Annotated in this window: 18 protein-coding genes and 1 pseudogene; 4 read left to right on the plus strand and 15 right to left on the minus strand. The window is 70.7% G+C overall.

All coding sequences use genetic code 11. From position 1 onward, the window contains the following. Positions 1-79: 79 nt before the first annotated feature. Complete coding sequence (locus ACFWJB_RS11120; RefSeq protein ID WP_386921720.1) at positions 80-430, minus strand: helix-turn-helix domain-containing protein; 351 nt, start codon at positions 428-430, stop codon at positions 80-82. A gap of 10 nt (positions 431-440) precedes the next feature. Beyond that, the gene (locus tag ACFWJB_RS11125) at positions 441-800 is read right to left on the minus strand and encodes a type II toxin-antitoxin system RelE/ParE family toxin (protein WP_386921722.1); all 360 of its coding nucleotides are present in this window, start codon (positions 798-800) and stop codon (positions 441-443) included. Positions 801-902: 102 nt separating this feature from the next. Between ACFWJB_RS11125 and ACFWJB_RS11130 the strand changes: the two are divergent. Continuing rightward, a pseudogene (locus tag ACFWJB_RS11130) lies at positions 903-995 on the plus strand (cold shock domain-containing protein); the annotation flags it as partial. A 1,007-nt stretch (positions 996-2,002) separates the two neighbouring features. After that, on the plus strand, positions 2,003-2,437 hold the full coding sequence (locus tag ACFWJB_RS11135) for a DUF5959 family protein (RefSeq protein ID WP_386921724.1): 435 nt from the start codon (positions 2,003-2,005) through the stop codon (positions 2,435-2,437). A gap of 900 nt (positions 2,438-3,337) precedes the next feature. Here ACFWJB_RS11135 and ACFWJB_RS11140 read toward each other — a convergent pair. Further along, positions 3,338-3,721 (minus strand): hypothetical protein, encoded by a 384-nt coding sequence (locus ACFWJB_RS11140; RefSeq protein ID WP_386921726.1) that lies wholly within the window; start codon positions 3,719-3,721, stop codon positions 3,338-3,340. Positions 3,722-3,841: 120 nt separating this feature from the next. After that, positions 3,842-5,617 (minus strand): glycerophosphodiester phosphodiesterase, encoded by a 1,776-nt coding sequence (locus tag ACFWJB_RS11145; protein WP_386921728.1) that lies wholly within the window; start codon positions 5,615-5,617, stop codon positions 3,842-3,844. Positions 5,618-5,827: 210 nt separating this feature from the next. Between ACFWJB_RS11145 and lepB the strand changes: the two genes are divergently transcribed. Next, positions 5,828-6,481, plus strand: coding sequence for a signal peptidase I (lepB, locus tag ACFWJB_RS11150; protein ID WP_386921914.1), 654 nt, complete (start codon positions 5,828-5,830; stop codon positions 6,479-6,481). 61 nt (positions 6,482-6,542) lie between these two features. Here lepB and ACFWJB_RS11155 read toward each other — a convergent pair whose 3' ends face one another. From ACFWJB_RS11155 to ACFWJB_RS11165, 3 genes are all read right to left on the minus strand, one after another. Next, positions 6,543-6,899: an STAS domain-containing protein gene (locus ACFWJB_RS11155; protein WP_385462544.1), complete on the minus strand. Its 357-nt coding sequence runs from the start codon at positions 6,897-6,899 to the stop codon at positions 6,543-6,545. Beyond that, complete coding sequence (locus ACFWJB_RS11160) at positions 6,896-8,155, minus strand: PP2C family protein-serine/threonine phosphatase (protein ID WP_385462609.1); 1,260 nt, start codon at positions 8,153-8,155, stop codon at positions 6,896-6,898. The genes ACFWJB_RS11155 and ACFWJB_RS11160 overlap by 4 nt, the downstream gene beginning before the upstream one ends. Before the next feature lie 219 nt (positions 8,156-8,374). Further along, on the minus strand, positions 8,375-8,545 hold the full coding sequence (locus ACFWJB_RS11165; RefSeq protein ID WP_385462612.1) for a hydrophobic protein: 171 nt from the start codon (positions 8,543-8,545) through the stop codon (positions 8,375-8,377). A gap of 139 nt (positions 8,546-8,684) precedes the next feature. Between ACFWJB_RS11165 and ACFWJB_RS11170 the strand changes: the two genes are divergently transcribed. Further along, positions 8,685-8,858 carry a CsbD family protein gene (locus ACFWJB_RS11170; protein ID WP_386921730.1) on the plus strand — a complete coding sequence of 58 codons (174 nt, stop codon included), beginning with the start codon at positions 8,685-8,687 and terminating at the stop codon, positions 8,856-8,858. 74 nt (positions 8,859-8,932) lie between these two features. On the opposite strand, the gene ACFWJB_RS11175 is transcribed toward ACFWJB_RS11170, so the two are convergent. From ACFWJB_RS11175 to ACFWJB_RS11210, 8 genes are all read right to left on the minus strand, one after another. Beyond that, on the minus strand, positions 8,933-9,589 hold the full coding sequence (locus ACFWJB_RS11175) for a potassium-transporting ATPase subunit C (RefSeq protein WP_386921732.1): 657 nt from the start codon (positions 9,587-9,589) through the stop codon (positions 8,933-8,935). Between the two features lie 5 nt (positions 9,590-9,594). Continuing rightward, positions 9,595-11,718 (minus strand): potassium-transporting ATPase subunit KdpB, encoded by a 2,124-nt coding sequence (gene kdpB, locus ACFWJB_RS11180; RefSeq protein ID WP_386921734.1) that lies wholly within the window; start codon positions 11,716-11,718, stop codon positions 9,595-9,597. Next, a complete protein-coding gene (gene kdpA, locus ACFWJB_RS11185) occupies positions 11,715-13,379 on the minus strand; it encodes a potassium-transporting ATPase subunit KdpA (protein WP_386921736.1) in 1,665 nt (554 codons plus the stop codon). The genes kdpB and kdpA overlap by 4 nt, the downstream gene beginning before the upstream one ends. A 7-nt stretch (positions 13,380-13,386) precedes the next feature. Further along, positions 13,387-13,476, minus strand: coding sequence for a K(+)-transporting ATPase subunit F (gene kdpF / locus ACFWJB_RS11190; RefSeq protein ID WP_356204126.1), 90 nt, complete (start codon positions 13,474-13,476; stop codon positions 13,387-13,389). A 273-nt stretch (positions 13,477-13,749) separates the two neighbouring features. Further along, positions 13,750-14,568 (minus strand): ABC transporter permease, encoded by an 819-nt coding sequence (locus ACFWJB_RS11195; RefSeq protein ID WP_386921739.1) that lies wholly within the window; start codon positions 14,566-14,568, stop codon positions 13,750-13,752. Then, a complete protein-coding gene (locus tag ACFWJB_RS11200) occupies positions 14,565-15,551 on the minus strand; it encodes an ATP-binding cassette domain-containing protein (RefSeq protein WP_385465421.1) in 987 nt (328 codons plus the stop codon). Before ACFWJB_RS11200 ends, ACFWJB_RS11195 begins: the two co-directional genes overlap by 4 nt. An 89-nt stretch (positions 15,552-15,640) precedes the next feature. Next, positions 15,641-16,483 carry a DUF4097 domain-containing protein gene (locus ACFWJB_RS11205; protein WP_385465418.1) on the minus strand — a complete coding sequence of 281 codons (843 nt, stop codon included), beginning with the start codon at positions 16,481-16,483 and terminating at the stop codon, positions 15,641-15,643. Between the two features lie 130 nt (positions 16,484-16,613). After that, positions 16,614-17,132 carry a hypothetical protein gene (locus tag ACFWJB_RS11210; RefSeq protein ID WP_385465415.1) on the minus strand — a complete coding sequence of 173 codons (519 nt, stop codon included), beginning with the start codon at positions 17,130-17,132 and terminating at the stop codon, positions 16,614-16,616. Positions 17,133-17,321 lie beyond the last annotated feature (189 nt).

The following is a 17,321-nucleotide window of genomic DNA, read 5'->3' on the forward strand; positions in this document are numbered from 1 at the left end:
AGAGCGGGGAAGCCGGGGAAAACCTGACCACCCCGACCTCCAGCGCTCACGGTCTCACCAAAGCCACCCGCGGAGACGACTACGCCGCCGCATTGCCCTGATTGCTGCTGGCCGGCATGCGCAGGGTGTGGTCGCCGAAGTCCGCGACCAGATCCAGCCTTCCGCCGAGCGCCTCCACATAGCGGGCGATGACGTCCAGGGTGGCCCCTTCACCGTGTTCGATCTGGGAGATCCGGGCGACGCTGACCCCCATCCGGGCCGCTACCTCCCGCTGGGCCAACCCTGACTGCTTGCGTGCCTCAGCGAGTTGGTGGCCACGTGCCTCAGCGAGAAGCCGGCGAGACCCTGCCTCCACCTCGGCGGGCTCCACACCGGCCGCGTACAGCTCCTGCTCCAGGACTTCCCAGTCCTGCGCAGCCTTCTTGGGCATGGCTACTCCCTCAGTCCTCGTCGCCGACGTAATCGTGGTAGAGCCGCTCGGCCAGCGGAATGCTGTCGCGGTACCAGCGATCCCAGTTCCCGGCCTTGTCACCGCCCAGGAGCAGCAGTGCCGAGCGAGTCGGATCGAAGGCGAAGACGATCCGGATTTCGGAGCGCCCGCCCGATCCCGGCCTCAGCTCCTTCAAATGATGCAGGCCCGAGCCCTTCAACCGGTCCACAAGGGGGCGTCCCAAGGTCGGCCCCGCCTCACGCAGGGCGGCTACAGCCTGCGCGACCTGGGAAGCCGAACTCAGATCCTCCTTGATCAGGAGCCTGAACCACTCCGCGTACTCATCGGTGACCTTGATCGCCCAGCTCAAGACGACTCCCTTCGACACCACCACCGACCTTAAGGTTTTCCTTAAGTTTCGGCAAGCGTCGACAGCCCGCCGTCACGGATGGGGCCCGTATGGTCCCCGCCCATGGTGACTGCGACCGTCCGCGAGTGGAGCGACGAGGAAGGGTGGGGCGTGCTCGTCTTCCCCGAGGCCCCCGGTGGCTGCTTCTCACGATGGTGCGTACATCGTGGTACCCCCAGCCGGTCCGTGTAGGACAAACAATGTCCTGTGGTGGAGCACCCTTCAGGTGATCACGTTCCTGAGGCTGCAAGGTTCGCCGGTAGTCCTGCCGCCCGTCTCAGTCTCCGTCTCATTCAGCGCCGTTCACGGCCGTTCGAACGAGGCCGAGAAGCGCCACCGCCAGTGTGGGCAGCCGTCCATGAGCCCAGGTGAACACCCCTGCACACACCCCAGCACCCCGCCAAGACAGTGGGAAAGCGCGTTGGCCAGGTGATGAGGGGGGTGGGGTCTGCGGCATGCAACATAGTCCCGAGGTGGCTCCCGGGGACCTTTGTGCCCACCCCCCTTGACCGCGGACCTCGAAGGTTCTCTGACCGGTCTCATCCCGTCAGGCAAGCTAACAGGGGGGACTGACAACGGGATGACGACGGGGAGTTGCGGTCCAGCAGCCAGGTACAGACCCGAGCAACCGGCAGCACCCCGCACCGGCCGTCACGGGCCGTCAAGCAACCCTGCAGGACCGTCTCCGGCCCATCTCTCCATAGGTACGGATCAGATGCTGAGCCTCTGTAGCAAGGCATCATTGGCCCGTGGGTATAGACGTGGAGCTGCACTCAGCACGGCCAACGCGTAACTGGCGCAAGTCCCGAGCGACGCTGCTACAGAGTTCGTACGGGCACGGGGACGCGTTGGCCGATGCGATCGACTCGCTCCAACTGCTCGGAGTGCAGGGGCGGCTGACCGCCGTAGATCCGTACGGGGACGCTCTGATGAACGAGCAGGAGGCTGCCGTTGCTCTCGGTGAGATCCCCGGTCTACGGCAACGGTGCACCGTTGAGCGTCAGCTCGCTGCCTTGGACGACCTTGCAAGGTTGCTGGAGCAGTGCGCCAGCACTCCAGGCAGCTACCTGTGGTTCCAGGGCGACTGAAGCCGTGCAACGCATCCGTGCCCGACAGACCGAGTGCGCGGCGTCGGCGTTGGACAGAGCACCCAGGGGTGGGACATGACGGAGCCCGAGCGGTTCGCACTGCTGCGGATCATCGGTCAGTACGGCGGCAGCGTCGTCGTCGAGTTGGACGACTCCTATGCCCCGGGGATCCCGGACGTGACGGCGCAGCTCCTGGTCCACAACGATTTCGTGGCCGGTGTCCTCGACACCTACGTGGACCCGAGGGACCTGGCCGGCTGGGCCCACGTACTGGACGAGGTCGCCGCGGGGCGCGACGCCGTCTGGCGCGAGGCCGCGCGGGTCGCCGAGATCGGCATCCGTCTGGATTGGCGGGAGGACGACCAGGACGGGATCACGGTCACCATCGCGGACCAGCAGACCACCAGGCTGTCCCTCTCCCTCACCGTGGCCCCCGGCTGGATCGACGAGCAGCGTGCCCTCCTCGACAGGCTCGGCGCCGTCTGGGCACACCTGATACCGACGGACTGAGGAGCTTTCGGGGGCACCACGCGCCGCAGGCGTGCCGGTTACACGGCACAGCCACGGTCGACAGGTGCCCGCGCTCGAAATGGGAGGTCTGCTCGACGGACTACTCGGTACGGTGCCCCGGTGTGCTTCTACGCCATGACCTACTACAAGCTGCACTACGCGTGTGTCTCATGCCGTGTCAGCTTCAAGCAGCATGCCTGCCCGCGGCGGGAGCACGTGTGCCCAAGCTGCTCTCGGCCCCTCACCTGCGCTGGTCATGACTTCGCTCCGCCGCCCAGGCGTGATGTCAAAGGGTGGTCCGTGGTGGCTGCGGTGTTGGGTGAAGGGCTGCGCTACGAAGGGCGATCGGCCTGTGGGTGTGGCAAGGAGCCCAAGTACCGCCCGCGGACACGAGCCGAACTGCGGGTGCGCCGGATCGTTGCCGCAAGGGGTGGGCTGCCGTTGTCCGAGACCTTGTCCCGACCGGACCCTCTGACCCCGTCGACGGACTGACCTCGCACCTCAACATGTCGGGCGGCGATGCCTGATGAGGTCGCTGCCAACGCCGACGAAGGCCAGCCGGCCGGCCAGCCGGCGGATTCGAGGGCTGCGACCGCGTCCCTGGCCGCCATCGCACTGGGACTCATGTGGTGTCGTGATCAATCAGCTGCAGGGCGGAAAGTCGACCCCTCCTTCAGGCGGTTCCTTTTCGGACGCCCGGGCTGCCCTCCCGCCCTCACGGCGTGGCGCCACGCATGCCCGGGAGCAGAGGTCGGCGACAGAGCCGCCCACTGGGGCATGCCGGGCATCCCCGATTAGGGCCTGTGCGATGCAGTGATCAGTCGGCTGCTCGCGGAAGGGCCTCGAGCCAGATCATCGAGGCACGGAGTTGCCGCCCTCGTCGCACACCGGCTGGACAGGTCAACGCAGCCGCCGGATCTTCGCCAGCGGCTTGGGCTCGTCGTCCGACATCACCCTCAGGACCTGGCGTGCCAGGCTTCGGATGCTGTCCCAGCCGGGATCGGTGACCAGCGCGTCGGCCCAGGGCACGGCGCTGTCCCGGGCGTTCATCCCGCCGAGGACGAGATCGATGGCTTGGAGATCGGGCAGGATCCCCGGGTCCACGTCGCCTTCCGCCACCAGGCCCTCGGCTGCTCTCGTCGCGAAGTCGAAGTCGAACGCGATGTCGTCCGTCAGCACCTCGTCGTCACCCACCCAGGCCAACTGATCCGAAGCGTCGGCAGCCAGCACGGTCAGCGCCTCGATCGTCAGACGTCGCCACCGGGGATCATCACTGCGGCTCATGCCGTGAGGATGGCACGGACCGAGCTTCCCCGGCGCCCCGGGACGTGGCCGGTGTGGGCCCCATGGCCTCCGCACATGAGGGAGCCCCCGGCCTGTGGGCCGGGGGCTGGAGGGCTCGGGTCAGGGGGTGATCGCCAGGTTGGCCCAGCGGGTCTTGGTGTCGCGGACGCCGAGGTGCGGGTAGAGGCCGGTCCGGTACGTGGAGTCCGTGACGGTGAGCGCGTTCGGCGCCGCGATGTTCGTGCGGGTCACGGTGATCTGCGTGGACGTCAGCCGGATCCGCAGGTGCTGCGCGGTCCCGGCCGTGATCGCCGCGGTGGTCAGGGTGCCGATGCGGGTCGCGGTGCCGCCGGTGTTCCTGTAGAGGTCGATGGTGCCGTTCGACCGGACCAGGACGTTGTAGCCGTTGGCGCGGGCGCTGGTGCCGGTGGCGTCCTCGTCGTACTGCGCGTCGTCCACGGTCAGCGTGAAGTGGAGGCTGGCGGTGGCGTAGTCGGCGACGTCCAGGACGTAGTCGAAGTCGATGGTGCACGTCTCCGGGAGCGGCCCGGCGTAGCCCTGGAGCACCGACGCGTAGCCGCCGTTGGAGGCCATCGCCGTGCCGGAGGCGTCCAGGCCGAAGTAGGACGTGCCGCCGGTCTGCTGGAAGAACCCGCGGTAGTCGCCGGCGTCGGCGATGCCGACCATGCCGTGGAAGAACGTCTGGGCGCCGAAGAGGCTGGAGCTACGCATCGGGGCCGTGCCGCGCACGTACCAGGGGTCGTCGGAGATGACCGCCCACACGCTGTCGTCCTTGGGGAGCTTGGCGTAGTCCGTGCGCCGGTTGACGGTGTAGACGCATACGCGCAGTCCGGCGGCGGCCGCGGCCTGGATCGTGGCGTTGGACGTCTTGCGGTAGTCGACGCCCAGGTAGCCGGTGCCGGAGGCGAGGAGCTGCGCGTGGGTCTGCGAGGGCAGGATGCCGTCCTCGTCGAGCAGCAGCGTGGGGATGCCGGCGGCCCGCGCCGCCGTCAGCTCGGCCTCGGTCCAGGCCATGACGAGCACGGAGTCGTCCAGCTCCTGGCGGCGGATCTCGTCCACCGCGGCCTGCCCGGACCCGGCGTTGTTGCAGTGCACGATGATCGGGACCGTGTTGCCGATCTCGGCGAGGACGTCCGCGAACAGCGGGACGCGCAGGTCGTTGGGCCAGCTGTTCGCGAACCACGCCCCGGCGTCTATCCGGCCCCGCAGGGCACCCGGCGTGGTGAGCTGCGACGTCGCTCCGGAGAGGTTCGAGGTGCGGTCCACGGTGGTGTCGTGCATGACGAACAGGCCGCCGTCGGCGACCTTGTAGACGTCGATCTCGATCGCGTCGGCGTTCAGCGCGACCGCGCTGCGCATCGCCTCGATGGTGTTCTCCGGGGCCAGCAGCGACCCGCCGCGGTGGGCGACCCAGCGGGGCGCGGGGGCGGCCTCCAGCGCGGACCACGGGGAGACGGCGGCGGCGGAGGCGAGGCGCTCCGGCACGGCCTGCCCGTTCGTCCCGAGCGGCAGCGCGTCCCCCGCGGCCGCGGCGGTGGCCGGCTCCGGGAGCGCGGCGCCGGCGGTCGCCAGTGCCTCGGCGGGGACCTCCCGGCCGGTCCGGGACCGGCGGACCGGCCGGCCGGACTCCCCCGTGTACTCGTACTCGATCTCGGCGACGTCGGCGACGCGGAACGCCCGTATCGCGCCGGGCCGGTCGCTGGTCGCAGGGTCGGAGCGCAGCTCGGCGATCGGGGTGGTGCCGTCGCTCTCGTACAGGGCGGTGACCTGCTGCCCGGTCCCGGCGACGCGCACCAGGACGGGGTGGTCGGGGATCACGTTGCCGGTGGAGTCGGTGAGGACGTCCGCCGGGGTGCCGCCGTAGGTGTACTGCACAGTCAGCCTCTCAGTCGATCCAGTGGTGGAGCCCGACACCTACCCGTGGGGAGACGGGGGCATCTCGGGAGAAGGATGACTGCGCCGATCGAGGCGGTTCCGTGGCTCGGCATCCCGATCGTCACCCGGCCGCGTGCGGTCGTGTGTCGTTGTCGCGTAGCCTCTGCCGGCCCGTACAGCCGGCGGGCGGTTCACAAGGGGCGGGTGGTCATGCGACAGCGACGGACGAGTGGTGTGTGGAGAGGTGCGGCCTGGGTGCTGACGCCGGTCGGGGTGGCTCTCCTGGTCGGGGCCGTCGGGTACACCCTCGTGAACTACCGCATGGTCACGGTCATGGGGGAGTCCATGAGGCCCACCTTCAGCCAGGGTGACCGGCTGTTGGTCGAGCGGATCGGCCCGGCCGGGATACGCCGCGGTGATGTCGTACTCGTCGATCCGCCCGAGCGTTATATGACGGCACCGGTCCTGCGGCGGGTGATAGGAACGGGCGGTGATCACGTGGCGGGCGAGGGGAATCGGGTTTCCGTGAACGGAAAGCCGCTCGACGAGCCCTACGTGACGGATTCCTACGACGACCCGGCTGTCGAGCCGTACGACGTGACGGTCCCGGAAGGGCGGTTGTTCCTGCTCGGCGATCACCGGGCCAATTCCAACGACTCGCGTTACCACCTGGACGAGCAGTCGGGCAGCTTCGCGGCGGCCGGAGTGCGGGGGCGGGTGATCGGGAATTCCGCCGCGCTGACGGTGCCTTCGGTCGTCGGAGGCGTCGGAATCGCCGCGGTTCTGCTCGGTGTCGGCGGGTTCGTCGCCGGACGGCGCACCCGGAGGCCAGTGGTGGCCGCCGCCCCGTGGCAGGCGGCCTGAGCTCCGCCCCGGCTCGAAGGCGGTCCGACCCGCCGTGGCCGTCACGGGCCGGTACGCGCCGTCAGTCCGTCGGGCGGCTCCAGGCCGCTTCGGCCGCCTCGGCGGTGCGGTAGGCCGGGAGGACGGCGTCCAGGCCGGCGATGCTCAGGATTCTGCTGGTCATGGCGGGGACGGCGGCCAGGACGATGGTGCCGCCCGAGGCGAGGGCGTGGTTGCGGGCGGCGAGCAGGACGGTGATGCCGCTGGAGTCGCAGAAGGTGAGACCGCCGAGGTCGACGACGAGTTGCCGGCCCCGGCCGATGACCAGCCCGGGCAGCAGGCGGCGGACCTCGGGCGCGCTGTGGTGGTCGAGGTCTCCGGTCACCTCGATGACGGGGCCGGAGGGGGTGCTGCGCGTGCGGGTGATCGTCTGGCTCACGGTTGCTCTTCACGGTCGGTGCGGGGCACGTGGACGGCCATGACGGCGGTGTCGTCGTCCACCCCGCTGCCGAGGACGGCGAGGAGGTCGCGGATGGCGGCGATGCCGTCCTGGGCGGTGGTGGGGGCCAGGGCGCGGCCGAAGTCGAGGAGCGCTTCGTCGCCGTAGCGGTGGCCGTGGATGGTGGTGTGGGCCTCGGTGAGGCCGTCGGTGTGCAGGAGCAGCGTGTCGCCGGGTTCGAGGCGGAACGTGGTGGTGGCGATGTGGGCCTCGGGCAGGACGCCGATGAGCTGACCGCCCGGGGTCGGCAGGTAGTCGGCGGTGCCGTCCGCGCGGAGCAGCATGGCCGGGGGGTGGCCGCCGCTGGCCAGGGTGATGCGGAAGCTCCCCCGGTCGTCGTCGGGGGTGAGCAGGCCGAAGATGACGGTGCAGAACCGGGGGTCGGTGCCGTTGTACTCGTGGTTGAGGACGGTGTTGAGGTTGCCGAGGACCGCGGCCGGGTCGCGGTCGTAGACGGCGGCGGCGCGCAGGGTGTAGCGGGCCAGGGAGGTGACGGCCGCCGCCTCGACGCCCTTGCCGCACACGTCCCCGAGGAAGAGTCCCCAGGTCCCGGCGCCGAGGGGGAACAGGTCGTAGAAGTCGCCGCCGACCTCGTCGACGGACGCGACGTGGTAGTACGCCGCCACGTCCAGGCCGGGCACGTTCTCCAGTGCCGGTGGCAGCAGCGTTCTCTGCAGGGTGGTGGCGAGCTGCTGGAGGCGTTCGTGTTCGCGCTCGGCCGCCCGGCGGGTGCGCAGCAGCTCGTGCTCGTAGGCGCGGCGGTCGCGGGCCTCGAAGACGGTGGTGCGGATCAGCGGCGGCTGTCCGCCGGTGCCGGCCTTGACGGTGGAGGCCACCAGGACCGGCAGCCGGCTGCCGTCGGCCGCCTTCAGCTCCAGCGCTATGCCGCTGATCGCGCCCTGCATGCGCAGCAGCGGCGCGAAGTGCGTCTCGTGGTACAGCCGCCCTCCGACGGTGAGGAGGTCGGAGAACGTCCTGCGGCCCACCAGTTCCTCGCGCTCGCGGCCCAGCCAGTTCAGCAGGGTGCCGTTGACCTTGACGATCTGCCCGTCCAGCAGGGTGGAGAGGTATCCGCACGGGGCGTTCTCGTACAGGTCCTCGGTGCTGTCCTCCAGCGGGGCGGACGGGGCCCGGTCGTCGTCCGGGGGCTCCCCGGGATCCGGGGCGGAGTCCTGGCCGCCGTCGGTCCGGCACATCATCGCGGTCTCCTTGCGAACACGGCGATCGCCTGCGCGGTCTCCTCGGGGCTTCGAGCCGGGGGCGGTGCGGCGAGAGGTCGCGCGGTTTCTTCTGCGCGTACCCCTTCCGACCTCGACCGCAGCAACCCGCGTACCCGTTCTTCCGGTGCGGACACGCGCAGGGGCCCGGCCGGGTGGGCCGGGCCCCTGTGCGCTGGGTGGTGTCTGCGGGTCAGGTCACCATCGGTACCAGCGCCCGCGTCCGCCGCCCGCGTTCGTGGAACGCATGAGGAAGCCGAGCAGCCACACCACCAGGACGACGAGGGCGACCCACCAGAGGACCTTGAGGGCGAAGCCGGCACCGAAAAGAATCAGGGCGAGAAGCAGTACAAGAAGCAGGGGAACCATAGTCATCAACCTCCTGACCGCCCTTGTGCCCTGCGTTTCGCCTCTCATACACCGGCCGGTGCCTTGTTTACGCAGGGAAAGGCGGGGCACGAGCGGATTACCGCGACAGCGGGAAAGCAACTACGAGGAGGCGTTTTCCATGACTGCGGGCGAAAAGGCCAAGGCGAAGACCGAGCAGGCTGAGGGCAAGGCCAAGGAGGCCCTCGGAAGCGCCGTCGGGAATGAGCGTATGGCCGCCGAGGGGCAGGCGAAGAAGAGCACCGGCGACGCCCGTGAGGCCAAGGAGAAGACCAAGGACGCGTTCAAGCACTGACGACGTTTTCCCGACCCGTGCCGGAGCGGGCCTCCCTTTCGGGGAGGCCCGCTCCGGCATGAGGCCGCGTCGGGTTATCGGCTCCCGCCCGCCATTCCCTTCAGCGCGAGATTGAGCTGGAGCACGTTCACCCGGGGTTCGCCGATGAAGCCGAGGGTGCGGTCCTCGGTGTGCTCGGCGACCAGTTTCCGGACCTCTTCCACGGGCAGGCCGTTGCGTGCGGCGACCCGGCGGACCTGGAGGTTCGCGTACTCCGGGGAGATGTCCGGGTCCAGGCCGGAGCCGGAGGAGGTGACCGCGTCGGCGGGCACGTCCGCGGGGTCGATCCGGTGGCCCGGCACCGAGTTGTCCCGGACGACCGCGGCCCTGGCGTCCCTCACCCACCGGACGAGCTCCGGGCTGTCGGCGGAGCGGTTGGTGGCTCCGGACAGGATCAGGTCGTAGCGGGTGTTGACGTCGTTGGTGCCGAGGCCGTTGGCCGGGCGGCCCTGGAACCATGTGAGGTCCGGGGCCCCGTTCGGCGGCAGGTGGTACGACTGCCCGATCAGGGACGAGCCGACGACCCTGCCGTCCGCCGAGATCTCGGAGCCGTTCGCCCTGCCGGGGAAGAGGCCCTGCGCGATGCCGGTGATGGCCAGCGGGTAGGCGATGCCGGTGACCGCGGTCAGGACGAGGAGGGCGCGCAGGGCCGCCCCGAGGAGCCTGGCGGTGCTGGTCAGGGAGGTGTTCATGTCCTTCAACCGATCCCGGGGATGAGCGAGACGAGCAGGTCGACGAGTTTGATGCCGATGAACGGGACGATCAGGCCGCCCAGGCCGTAGACGGCCAGGTTGCGCCGGAGCATCCGGTCCGCGCTCATCGGCCGGTACCGCACGCCTTTGAGGGCGAGCGGGACCAGCGCGACGATGATCAGCGCGTTGAAGACGACGGCCGAAAGGATCGCGGAGTCCGGTGAGGACAGGCGCATGATGTCGAGCCGTTCCAGGCCCGGGTGAACCGTGGCGAACAGCGCCGGGATGATCGCGAAGTACTTGGCGACGTCGTTGGCGATGGAGAACGTGGTGAGCGCGCCCCGGGTGATGAGGAGCTGCTTGCCGATCCCGACGATCTCGATGAGCTTGGTCGGGTCGGAGTCGAGGTCGACCATGTTGCCGGCCTCCTTGGCGGCCGAGGTGCCGGTGTTCATCGCCACCCCGACGTCGGCCTGCGCGAGCGCGGGGGCGTCGTTGGTGCCGTCGCCGGTCATCGCGACCAGCCTGCCGCCCGCCTGCTCCCGTTTGATCAGGGCCATCTTGTCCTCGGGGGTGGCCTCCGCGAGGAAGTCGTCGACGCCCGCCTCGTCGGCGATCGCCTTCGCGGTCAGGGGGTTGTCGCCCGTGATCATGACGGTCCTGATGCCCATGCGGCGCAGCTCCGCGAACCGCTCGGGCATGCCGTCCTTGACGACGTCCTTGAGGTGGACGACGCCCAGCACCCGGGCGCCGCGCTCGTCCTCGACGGCGACGAGGAGCGGTGTGCCGCCCGCCTGGGAGATCCGGCCGGCGGTCGCCTCCGCGTCGTCGGCCACGGTCCCGCCCCGCTGCTCGACCCAGGCGATCACCGAGCCCGTAGCGCCCTTGCGCACCTTGCGGCCGTCGACGTCCACGCCGGACATGCGGGTCTGCGCGGTGAAGGCGATCCACTCGGCGTCCGCGAGCTCGCCCTGACGGCGCTCGCGCAGGCCGTACCGCTCCTTGGCCAGGACGACGACGGAGCGGCCCTCGGGTGTCTCGTCGGCCAGCGAGGAGAGCTGGGCGGCGTCGGCCACCTCGGCCTCGGTGGTGCCGCCGACCGGCAGGAACGCGGCCGCCTGACGGTTGCCGAGCGTGATCGTGCCGGTCTTGTCGAGCAGCAGCGTGGAGACGTCGCCGGCGGCCTCGACGGCGCGGCCCGACATGGCCAGCACGTTGCGCTGGACCAGCCGGTCCATGCCCGCGATGCCGATCGCGGAGAGCAGGGCGCCGATCGTGGTCGGGATCAGGCAGACCAGCAGTGCCACCAGCACGACCAGCGTGAGGTCGGTGCCCGCGTGACGGGCGAAGGACGGCAGGGTGGCGCAGGCCAGCAGGAAGGCGACGGTCAGCGACGCCAGCAGGATGTTCAGCGCGGTCTCGTTCGGGGTCTTCTGCCGGGCCGCGCCCTCGACCAGGTGGATCATCCGGTCGATGAAGGTCTCCCCCGGCTTCGTCGTGATCCTGACGACGATGCGGTCGGAGAGGACCCTGGTGCCGCCGGTGACGGCGGACCGGTCGCCGCCGGACTCGCGGATGACGGGCGCCGACTCGCCGGTGACGGCCGACTCGTCGACCGAGGCGACCCCCTCGGCGACGTCGCCGTCCCCGGGGATGACGTCCCCGGCCTCGCAGACGACCAGGTCGCCGACCTTCAGCTCGGTGCCGGGCACCACGGTCCCGTCGGCCCGGTGGGCGACCGTGCCGGTCCTTGCCCTGCGCAGGGTGTCGGCCTGGGCCTTGCCGCGGCCCTCGGCGACCGCCTCCGCGAGGTTGGCGAAGACCACCGTCAGCCAGAGCCAGGCGCTGATGATCCAGCCGAACCGGTCGCCGGGGTGCAGGACGGAGAAGGCCGTGGTCAGGACGGATCCGACGAGGACGACGAACATGACGGGCGACTTCACCATCAGCCGCGGGTCGAGCTTGCGCAGGGCGTCCGGCAGGGCGGCGGCGAGCTGCCTCGGCGCGAAGAGCCCCGCGCCGGCACGGCCCGGCCCGGGCGGGTGCCCTGCGGGGGTGCCGTGGTGCGGCGCCCGGGGCTGGGTGGCTGTGGGCATCGGATCCTCGTGTTTCCGCGTGGGGGCGGTCATGACGTCAGCCCCTCGGCGAGCGGGCCCAGGGCGAGCGCCGGGAAGTAGGTCAGACCGGTGATGATGAGAATGGCGCCCACCAGCAGGCCGCTGAACAGCGGTTTCTCGGTACGCAGGGTGCCCGCGGTGGCCGGGACCGGCTGCTGCTCGGCCAGGGAGCCGGCGAGCGCCAGGACGAACACCATCGGCAGGAAGCGGCCGAGCAGCATGGCGAGGCCCAGGGTGGTGTTGAACCACTGGGTGTCGGCGTTCAGGCCGGCGAAGGCCGAGCCGTTGTTGTTCGAGGCGGAGGTGTAGGCGTAGAGGATCTCGGAGAAGCCGTGCGCTCCGCTGTTGGTCACCGAGTGGCCCGGTGTGGGCAGGGCCGTCGCCGCGGCGGTGAGGACCAGCGCCAGGGCCGGGGTGACGAGGATGTAGCAGGCGGCGAACTTGATCTGGCGGGTGCCGATCTTCCGGCCCAGGTACTCGGGGGTGCGGCCGACCATCAGGCCGGCGACGAAGACCGCGACGACCGCCATGACCAGCATGCCGTAGAGGCCGGAGCCGACCCCGCCGGGGGCGATCTCGCCCAGCATCATGCCGAGCAGGGTGATGCCGCCGCCGAGGCCGGTGTAGGAGGAGTGGAAGGAGTCCACCGCGCCGGTGGAGGTCAGGGTGGTCGACACCGCGAAGATCGACGAGGCGCCGATGCCGAACCGGACCTCCTTGCCCTCCATCGACGCGCCCGCGAGGTCCGGGGCCGGGCCGTGGTGGGCGAACTCGGTCCACATCATCAGGGCGGTGAAGCCGACCCAGATGGCGGCCATGGTCGCGAGGACCGCGCGGCCCTGGCGGACGGAGCCGACCATGAGGCCGAAGGTCCGGGTCAGCGCGACCGGGATCAGCAGGATCAGGAAGATCTCGAAGAGGTTGGTGAACGGGGTGGGGTTCTCGAACGGGTGGGCGCTGTTGGCGTTGAAGTAGCCGCCGCCGTTGGTGCCCAGCTCCTTGATGGCCTCCTGGGAGGCGACCGCACCGCCGTTCCACTGCTGCGAGCCGCCGGGGAACTGGCCGACCTCGTGGATGCCGGAGAAGTTCTGGATCACCCCGCAGGCCACCAGGACGACCGCGGCGACGGCGGCGATCGGCACCAGGACACGGACGACGCCGCGGACCAGGTCGGCCCAGAAGTTGCCCAGTTCGCCGGTGCGGGACCGGGCGAAGCCGCGCACCAGGGCGACGGCGACGGCGATGCCGACCGCGGCGGAGACGAAGTTCTGCACGGCCAGCCCGGCGGTCTGCACGACGTGGCCCATGGCCTGCTCGCCGTAGTACGACTGCCAGTTGGTGTTGGTCACGAAGGACACGGCGGTGTTGAACGCCTGGTCCGGGTCGATGGAGGCGAAGCCCAGTGAGCCGGGCAGCACGCCCTGGAGCCGCTGGAGCAGGTAGAGGAAGAGGACGCCGGCGAGGGAGAAGGCGAGCACGCCGCGCAGGTAGGCGGGCCAGCGCATCTCCGTGTCCGGGTCGGCGCCGATGCCCCGGTAGATCCACTTCTCGACCCGCAGGTGCCGGGAGGAGGAGTAGACCCTGGCCATGTGGGTGCCGAGGGGGAAGTGGGCGAGCGCCAGCGCGGCCACGAGCGCGAGGAGCTGGAGAACGCCGGCGAGGACGGGGCTCATGTGCCGCTCAGAACCTCTCCGGGTGGATCAGGGCGAGGACGAGGTACCCCAGCAGGGCGACGGCCACGACCAGGCCGACGATGTGCTCGGCGGTCACGGCTTCGTCACCCCCTTGGCGACGAGAGCCACGAGCGCGAACACCGCGATCGTGGTGAGGACGAAGGCCACGTCGGCCATCGCGAGCTCCTTGTGAGGTGCGGACGAGCGTCTGACAAGGAGAGGAGAACGCCTCCGGGACCGGATGCGACCGCCGTTGATGACCTCCTTACGGCGGTCCGCCCACCTTTGACGCTTCCCTGACGGCGCACGGACGGCGGCGCACGCCGACGGGGTGTCGGCGTGCGCCGCGTGCGGGACCGTCGGCCCCGGTTCACTTCGGGTCGCGCTGGAAGACCCTCTTCGACCAGAAGTAGCCGAGCGCGGTGAGGCCCAGGCACCAGGCGAGCGCGAGCCAGCCGTTGTGGCCGATCCCGGTGCCGAGGAGCAGGCCGCGCAGGGTCTCGATGGCCGGGGTGAACGGCTGGTACTCGGCGACCGGCTGGAACCAGCCCGGCATCGCGTCCACCGGCACGAAGGCGCTGGAGATGAGCGGGAGGAAGATCAGCGGCATCGCGTTGTTGCTGGCCGCCTCGGCGTTCGGGCTGACCAGCCCCATGCCGACCGCGATCCAGGTGAGCGCCAGGGTGAAGAGCACCAGCAGCCCGAAGGCCGCCAGCCACTCCAAGGCCGTGGCGTCCGTGGACCGGAAGCCGATGGCCACGCCGACGGCGCCGACGAGGAGCACGCTCACGACCGACTGCACCACGCTGCCGACGACGTGCCCGATGAGGACGGAGCCGCGGTGGATGGCCATGGTGCGGAAGCGGGCGATGATGCCCTCGGTCATGTCCATGGAGACGGACACCGCGGTGCCGATCGTGGTGCTGCCGATGGTCATCAGCAGCAGGCCCGGCACCAGGTAGGCGATGTACTCGGAGCGGTCGGCTCCGCCGTCCCCGATGCCGGCGCTCATCACGTCGCCGAAGACGTAGACGAAGAGCAGCAGGAGCATGACCGGCGTGAGCAGCAGGTTCAGCGTCAGGGACGGGTAGCGCCGGGCGTGCAGGAGGTTGCGGCGCAGCATCGTGGCGGAGTCGCGCACGGCGAGGGAGAGGCGGGTCGGACGGGCGGGCGCCACGGGGGTGCTCATCGGGCGGTCTCCTTGGGCTGGTCGGTGCCGCCGGTCAGGGCGAAGAACACGTCGTCGAGGTCGGGGGTGTGCACGGTCAGCTCGTCCGCCTCGATGCCGGCGGCGTCCAGCCGGTCGAGGACGGAGCGCAGTTCGCGCTGGCTGCCGCCCGAGGGGATCTGCAGCGTGAGCGCCTCGTCGTCCCGGGTGACCTCCCGCAGCGCGGTGGCGGCGGACCGGTGTGCGGCCGGGTCGGAGAAGCGCAGGCGCACGTGCCCGCCGGGGACGAGCCGCTTCAGCTCCTCGGCGCTCCCCTCGGCGACGATCCTCCCGCCGTTCAGCACGGCGATGCGGTCGGCGAGTTCGTCGGCCTCCTCGAGGTACTGGGTGGTGAGGAAGACGGTCACCCCGCCCGTGACGAGTTCGCGGATGATGCCCCACATGGTGTGCCGCGAGCGCGGGTCGAGGCCGGTGGTCGGCTCGTCGAGGAAGATGATCCGCGGGCTGCCCACCAGGGTCATCGCGATGTCCAGGCGGCGCTTCATGCCACCCGAGTAGGCGGAGGCGGGCTTCTTCGCCGCGTCGGCCAGGTCGAAGCGCTCGAGCAGCTCGGCGGTCACCCGCCGGCCCTCGGCACGGGAGAGGTGGTGCAGGTCCGCCATCAGGAGCATGTTCTCCTCGCCGGTGATCAGGCCGTCGACGGCGGAGAACTGCCCGGTGACGCCGATCGCCGCCCGCACGCCGTCCGGTGACGTGGCGATGTCGTGGCCCGCGACCCGGGCCCGGCCGCCGTCTGCGGAGACGAGCGTGGAGAGGATCTTCACGGCGGTGGTCTTGCCGGCGCCGTTGGGACCGAGCAGCGCGAAGACGGACCCGGTGGGGATGTGCAGATCGATGCCGTCGAGGACCGTCTTGTCGCCGTAGGCCTTGCGCAGGCCGGCGGCGGTGACGGCGGCCTGCGCCGGGTCGCCCTGCCTGGGCGTGGGCATGACAGATGAAGGCATGGAGCCCTCCCGTTCGAGGGGTCGGATGACCGGTGTGGGTGACGGGGTGGAACGTGACGGCGTGGTCGGGCGGTGCCGTCGGGAGGTGCTCAGCCCTTGGCGCGGCGGACGTCGATGTTGCCGTACCGGGTGCGGGCGCGGACCTTGACGGTGTCCTCGGCCTGCCCGGGGGCGTCGGACGCGGTGAGCGTGTTGCGCACCTGCCCGGCACCGGAGTACGCGTCGAGCCAGGCGGCCGTGCCCTCCCGGATGCCGATCTCGATGGCACCGTAGGAGGTCTCCAACTGCACCTCGCCGCGGGCCACCTCGCCCACCCGCAGCGTGCCGTGGGCGGTGGTGGCGGTGAGCGAGCCCTCGGCTCGGGTGATGCCGATGTCGCCGTTGGCGTGGCTGACCCGCAGGTCGCCGAGCGCGGCGCCGACGGTCGTGGAGCCGTGCGAGTTCTTCAGCACGGCGGAGCCTTCGAGGAGGCCGACGCGCACGCTGCCGGAGCTGGTGGTGATCTCGGCCCCGCCCTCGACCCGGTCCACGGTGACGGAGCCGTGGGAGGCGGTCAGCTGGAGCGGGCCGGTCGTGTCCAGGCGGACGTCACCGCCCGAGGTCTTGACCCGGACCTCGCCAAGCCGGCCCTCGCCGAGCACCTGGGTCCAGGAGCCGGTCGTGTCGACGCGCGAGCCCGTGGGCAGCTCCACCGTCACGTCGACGGCGCCGGTCGGCCCGATGAACCGCCGCTCCTTCGTGCTGATCGTCAGGACGCCGCCCGCGAAGGAGACCTCGGTCTGCTCGGCGGCCCGTACGTCCTTGTCGCGCTTCGGGTCGCCGGGCCGGACCTCGACGAGGGTGTCGGGGCGCTCGCTCGCGGTGAACCGGACGGATCCGGCGCCCACGTGGGCGGTCACCGTGATCGGTTCGGGAGTGTCGAAAGAAGGCATGGCTGTACCGTCCTCGTGAGTCCTGGGGGTGTCCCCGCTGGTGGGACGTGCTGTGGGTGCTGTGCTTCTTCTCGGGTGCTTCTTCTTCGGGTGCTTCTGCTTCGGTGCTTCTCGTGCGGGGCCGGCGCGGCTAGCGCACCCAGCCCGTGAAGCTCTGTCCGGTGCTGCGGGCCCGCTCCGTCGTGCGCGGTGTGCCGCCGCCGTCGACCGCGGCCGACACGGCCCGCACGAGCCACGCGTTGACCGACAGGCCCTCGCGGTTCGCGACCTCCTCGGCGCGCGCCTTCAGGTGGGCGGGCAGGCGCAGGTTGACGCGGGCGGTCCCTCCCTCGTCACCGTCGGCCGGGGCCGGGGTGGGGAGCGGTCCGGCGGCCCCGGCCGGCTCGGCGGTGGCGGCGCCGTCGGTGGGCGGGGGTGTCACGACGAAGTCGGGGTCCAGCCCGCGCAGCCGCACGTCGACCGAGCCGGGGGCGAGTTCACGGGTGATCTCGTCCATCGCGGCGGAGAGCACGTTGAGCATGGTCAGCCGGGTCGCCGACTCCAGGGGAGCCGTCAGCCGCTCGGCCAGCTCGCGGGCTTCGTCGCCGCCGGCCTCGGCAGCCACCACGAGTTCGCGGCGGATGGTGTCGACATACGGGGTGAGGTCCATGACGCCATCATGGCACCATCATGGCGCCACACGCAAGCATCAATGGCATCGCGTATGACCCGCGACGGCTCCACTCGCTGTGACCTGCGGAAACAACGCGAGAACTAGTCCTAGCGGCCAGGACTCCCTCCGATCGGAGCCCTTCTGGCGGCACCGGATGGCACCAACTGGCGCCATGGGTGGCGTCGA

This window comes from Streptomyces sp. NPDC127100 (genome assembly GCF_042724095.1).
Lineage (GTDB): Bacteria > Actinomycetota > Actinomycetes > Streptomycetales > Streptomycetaceae > Streptomyces.

What these genes read in the sequence shown, in the direction of transcription:
- ACFWJB_RS11120 (WP_386921720.1), bottom strand. Translation starts at nt 430, where the DNA reads ATGCCCAAGAAGGCTGCGCAGGACTGGGAAGTCCTGGAGCAGGAGCTG.
- ACFWJB_RS11135 (WP_386921724.1), top strand. Translation starts at nt 2,003, where the DNA reads ATGACGGAGCCCGAGCGGTTCGCACTGCTGCGGATCATCGGTCAGTAC.
- ACFWJB_RS11140 (WP_386921726.1), bottom strand. Translation starts at nt 3,721, where the DNA reads ATGAGCCGCAGTGATGATCCCCGGTGGCGACGTCTGACGATCGAGGCG.
- lepB (WP_386921914.1), top strand. Translation starts at nt 5,828, where the DNA reads ATGCGACAGCGACGGACGAGTGGTGTGTGGAGAGGTGCGGCCTGGGTG.
- ACFWJB_RS11160 (WP_385462609.1), bottom strand. Translation starts at nt 8,155, where the DNA reads ATGTGCCGGACCGACGGCGGCCAGGACTCCGCCCCGGATCCCGGGGAG.
- ACFWJB_RS11165 (WP_385462612.1), bottom strand. Translation starts at nt 8,545, where the DNA reads ATGGTTCCCCTGCTTCTTGTACTGCTTCTCGCCCTGATTCTTTTCGGT.
- ACFWJB_RS11170 (WP_386921730.1), top strand. Translation starts at nt 8,685, where the DNA reads ATGACTGCGGGCGAAAAGGCCAAGGCGAAGACCGAGCAGGCTGAGGGC.
- ACFWJB_RS11175 (WP_386921732.1), bottom strand. Translation starts at nt 9,589, where the DNA reads ATGAACACCTCCCTGACCAGCACCGCCAGGCTCCTCGGGGCGGCCCTG.
- kdpB (WP_386921734.1), bottom strand. Translation starts at nt 11,718, where the DNA reads ATGACCGCCCCCACGCGGAAACACGAGGATCCGATGCCCACAGCCACC.
- kdpA (WP_386921736.1), bottom strand. Translation starts at nt 13,379, where the DNA reads ATGAGCCCCGTCCTCGCCGGCGTTCTCCAGCTCCTCGCGCTCGTGGCC.
- ACFWJB_RS11195 (WP_386921739.1), bottom strand. Translation starts at nt 14,568, where the DNA reads ATGAGCACCCCCGTGGCGCCCGCCCGTCCGACCCGCCTCTCCCTCGCC.
- ACFWJB_RS11200 (WP_385465421.1), bottom strand. Translation starts at nt 15,551, where the DNA reads ATGCCTTCATCTGTCATGCCCACGCCCAGGCAGGGCGACCCGGCGCAG.
- ACFWJB_RS11205 (WP_385465418.1), bottom strand. Translation starts at nt 16,483, where the DNA reads ATGCCTTCTTTCGACACTCCCGAACCGATCACGGTGACCGCCCACGTG.
- ACFWJB_RS11210 (WP_385465415.1), bottom strand. Translation starts at nt 17,132, where the DNA reads ATGGACCTCACCCCGTATGTCGACACCATCCGCCGCGAACTCGTGGTG.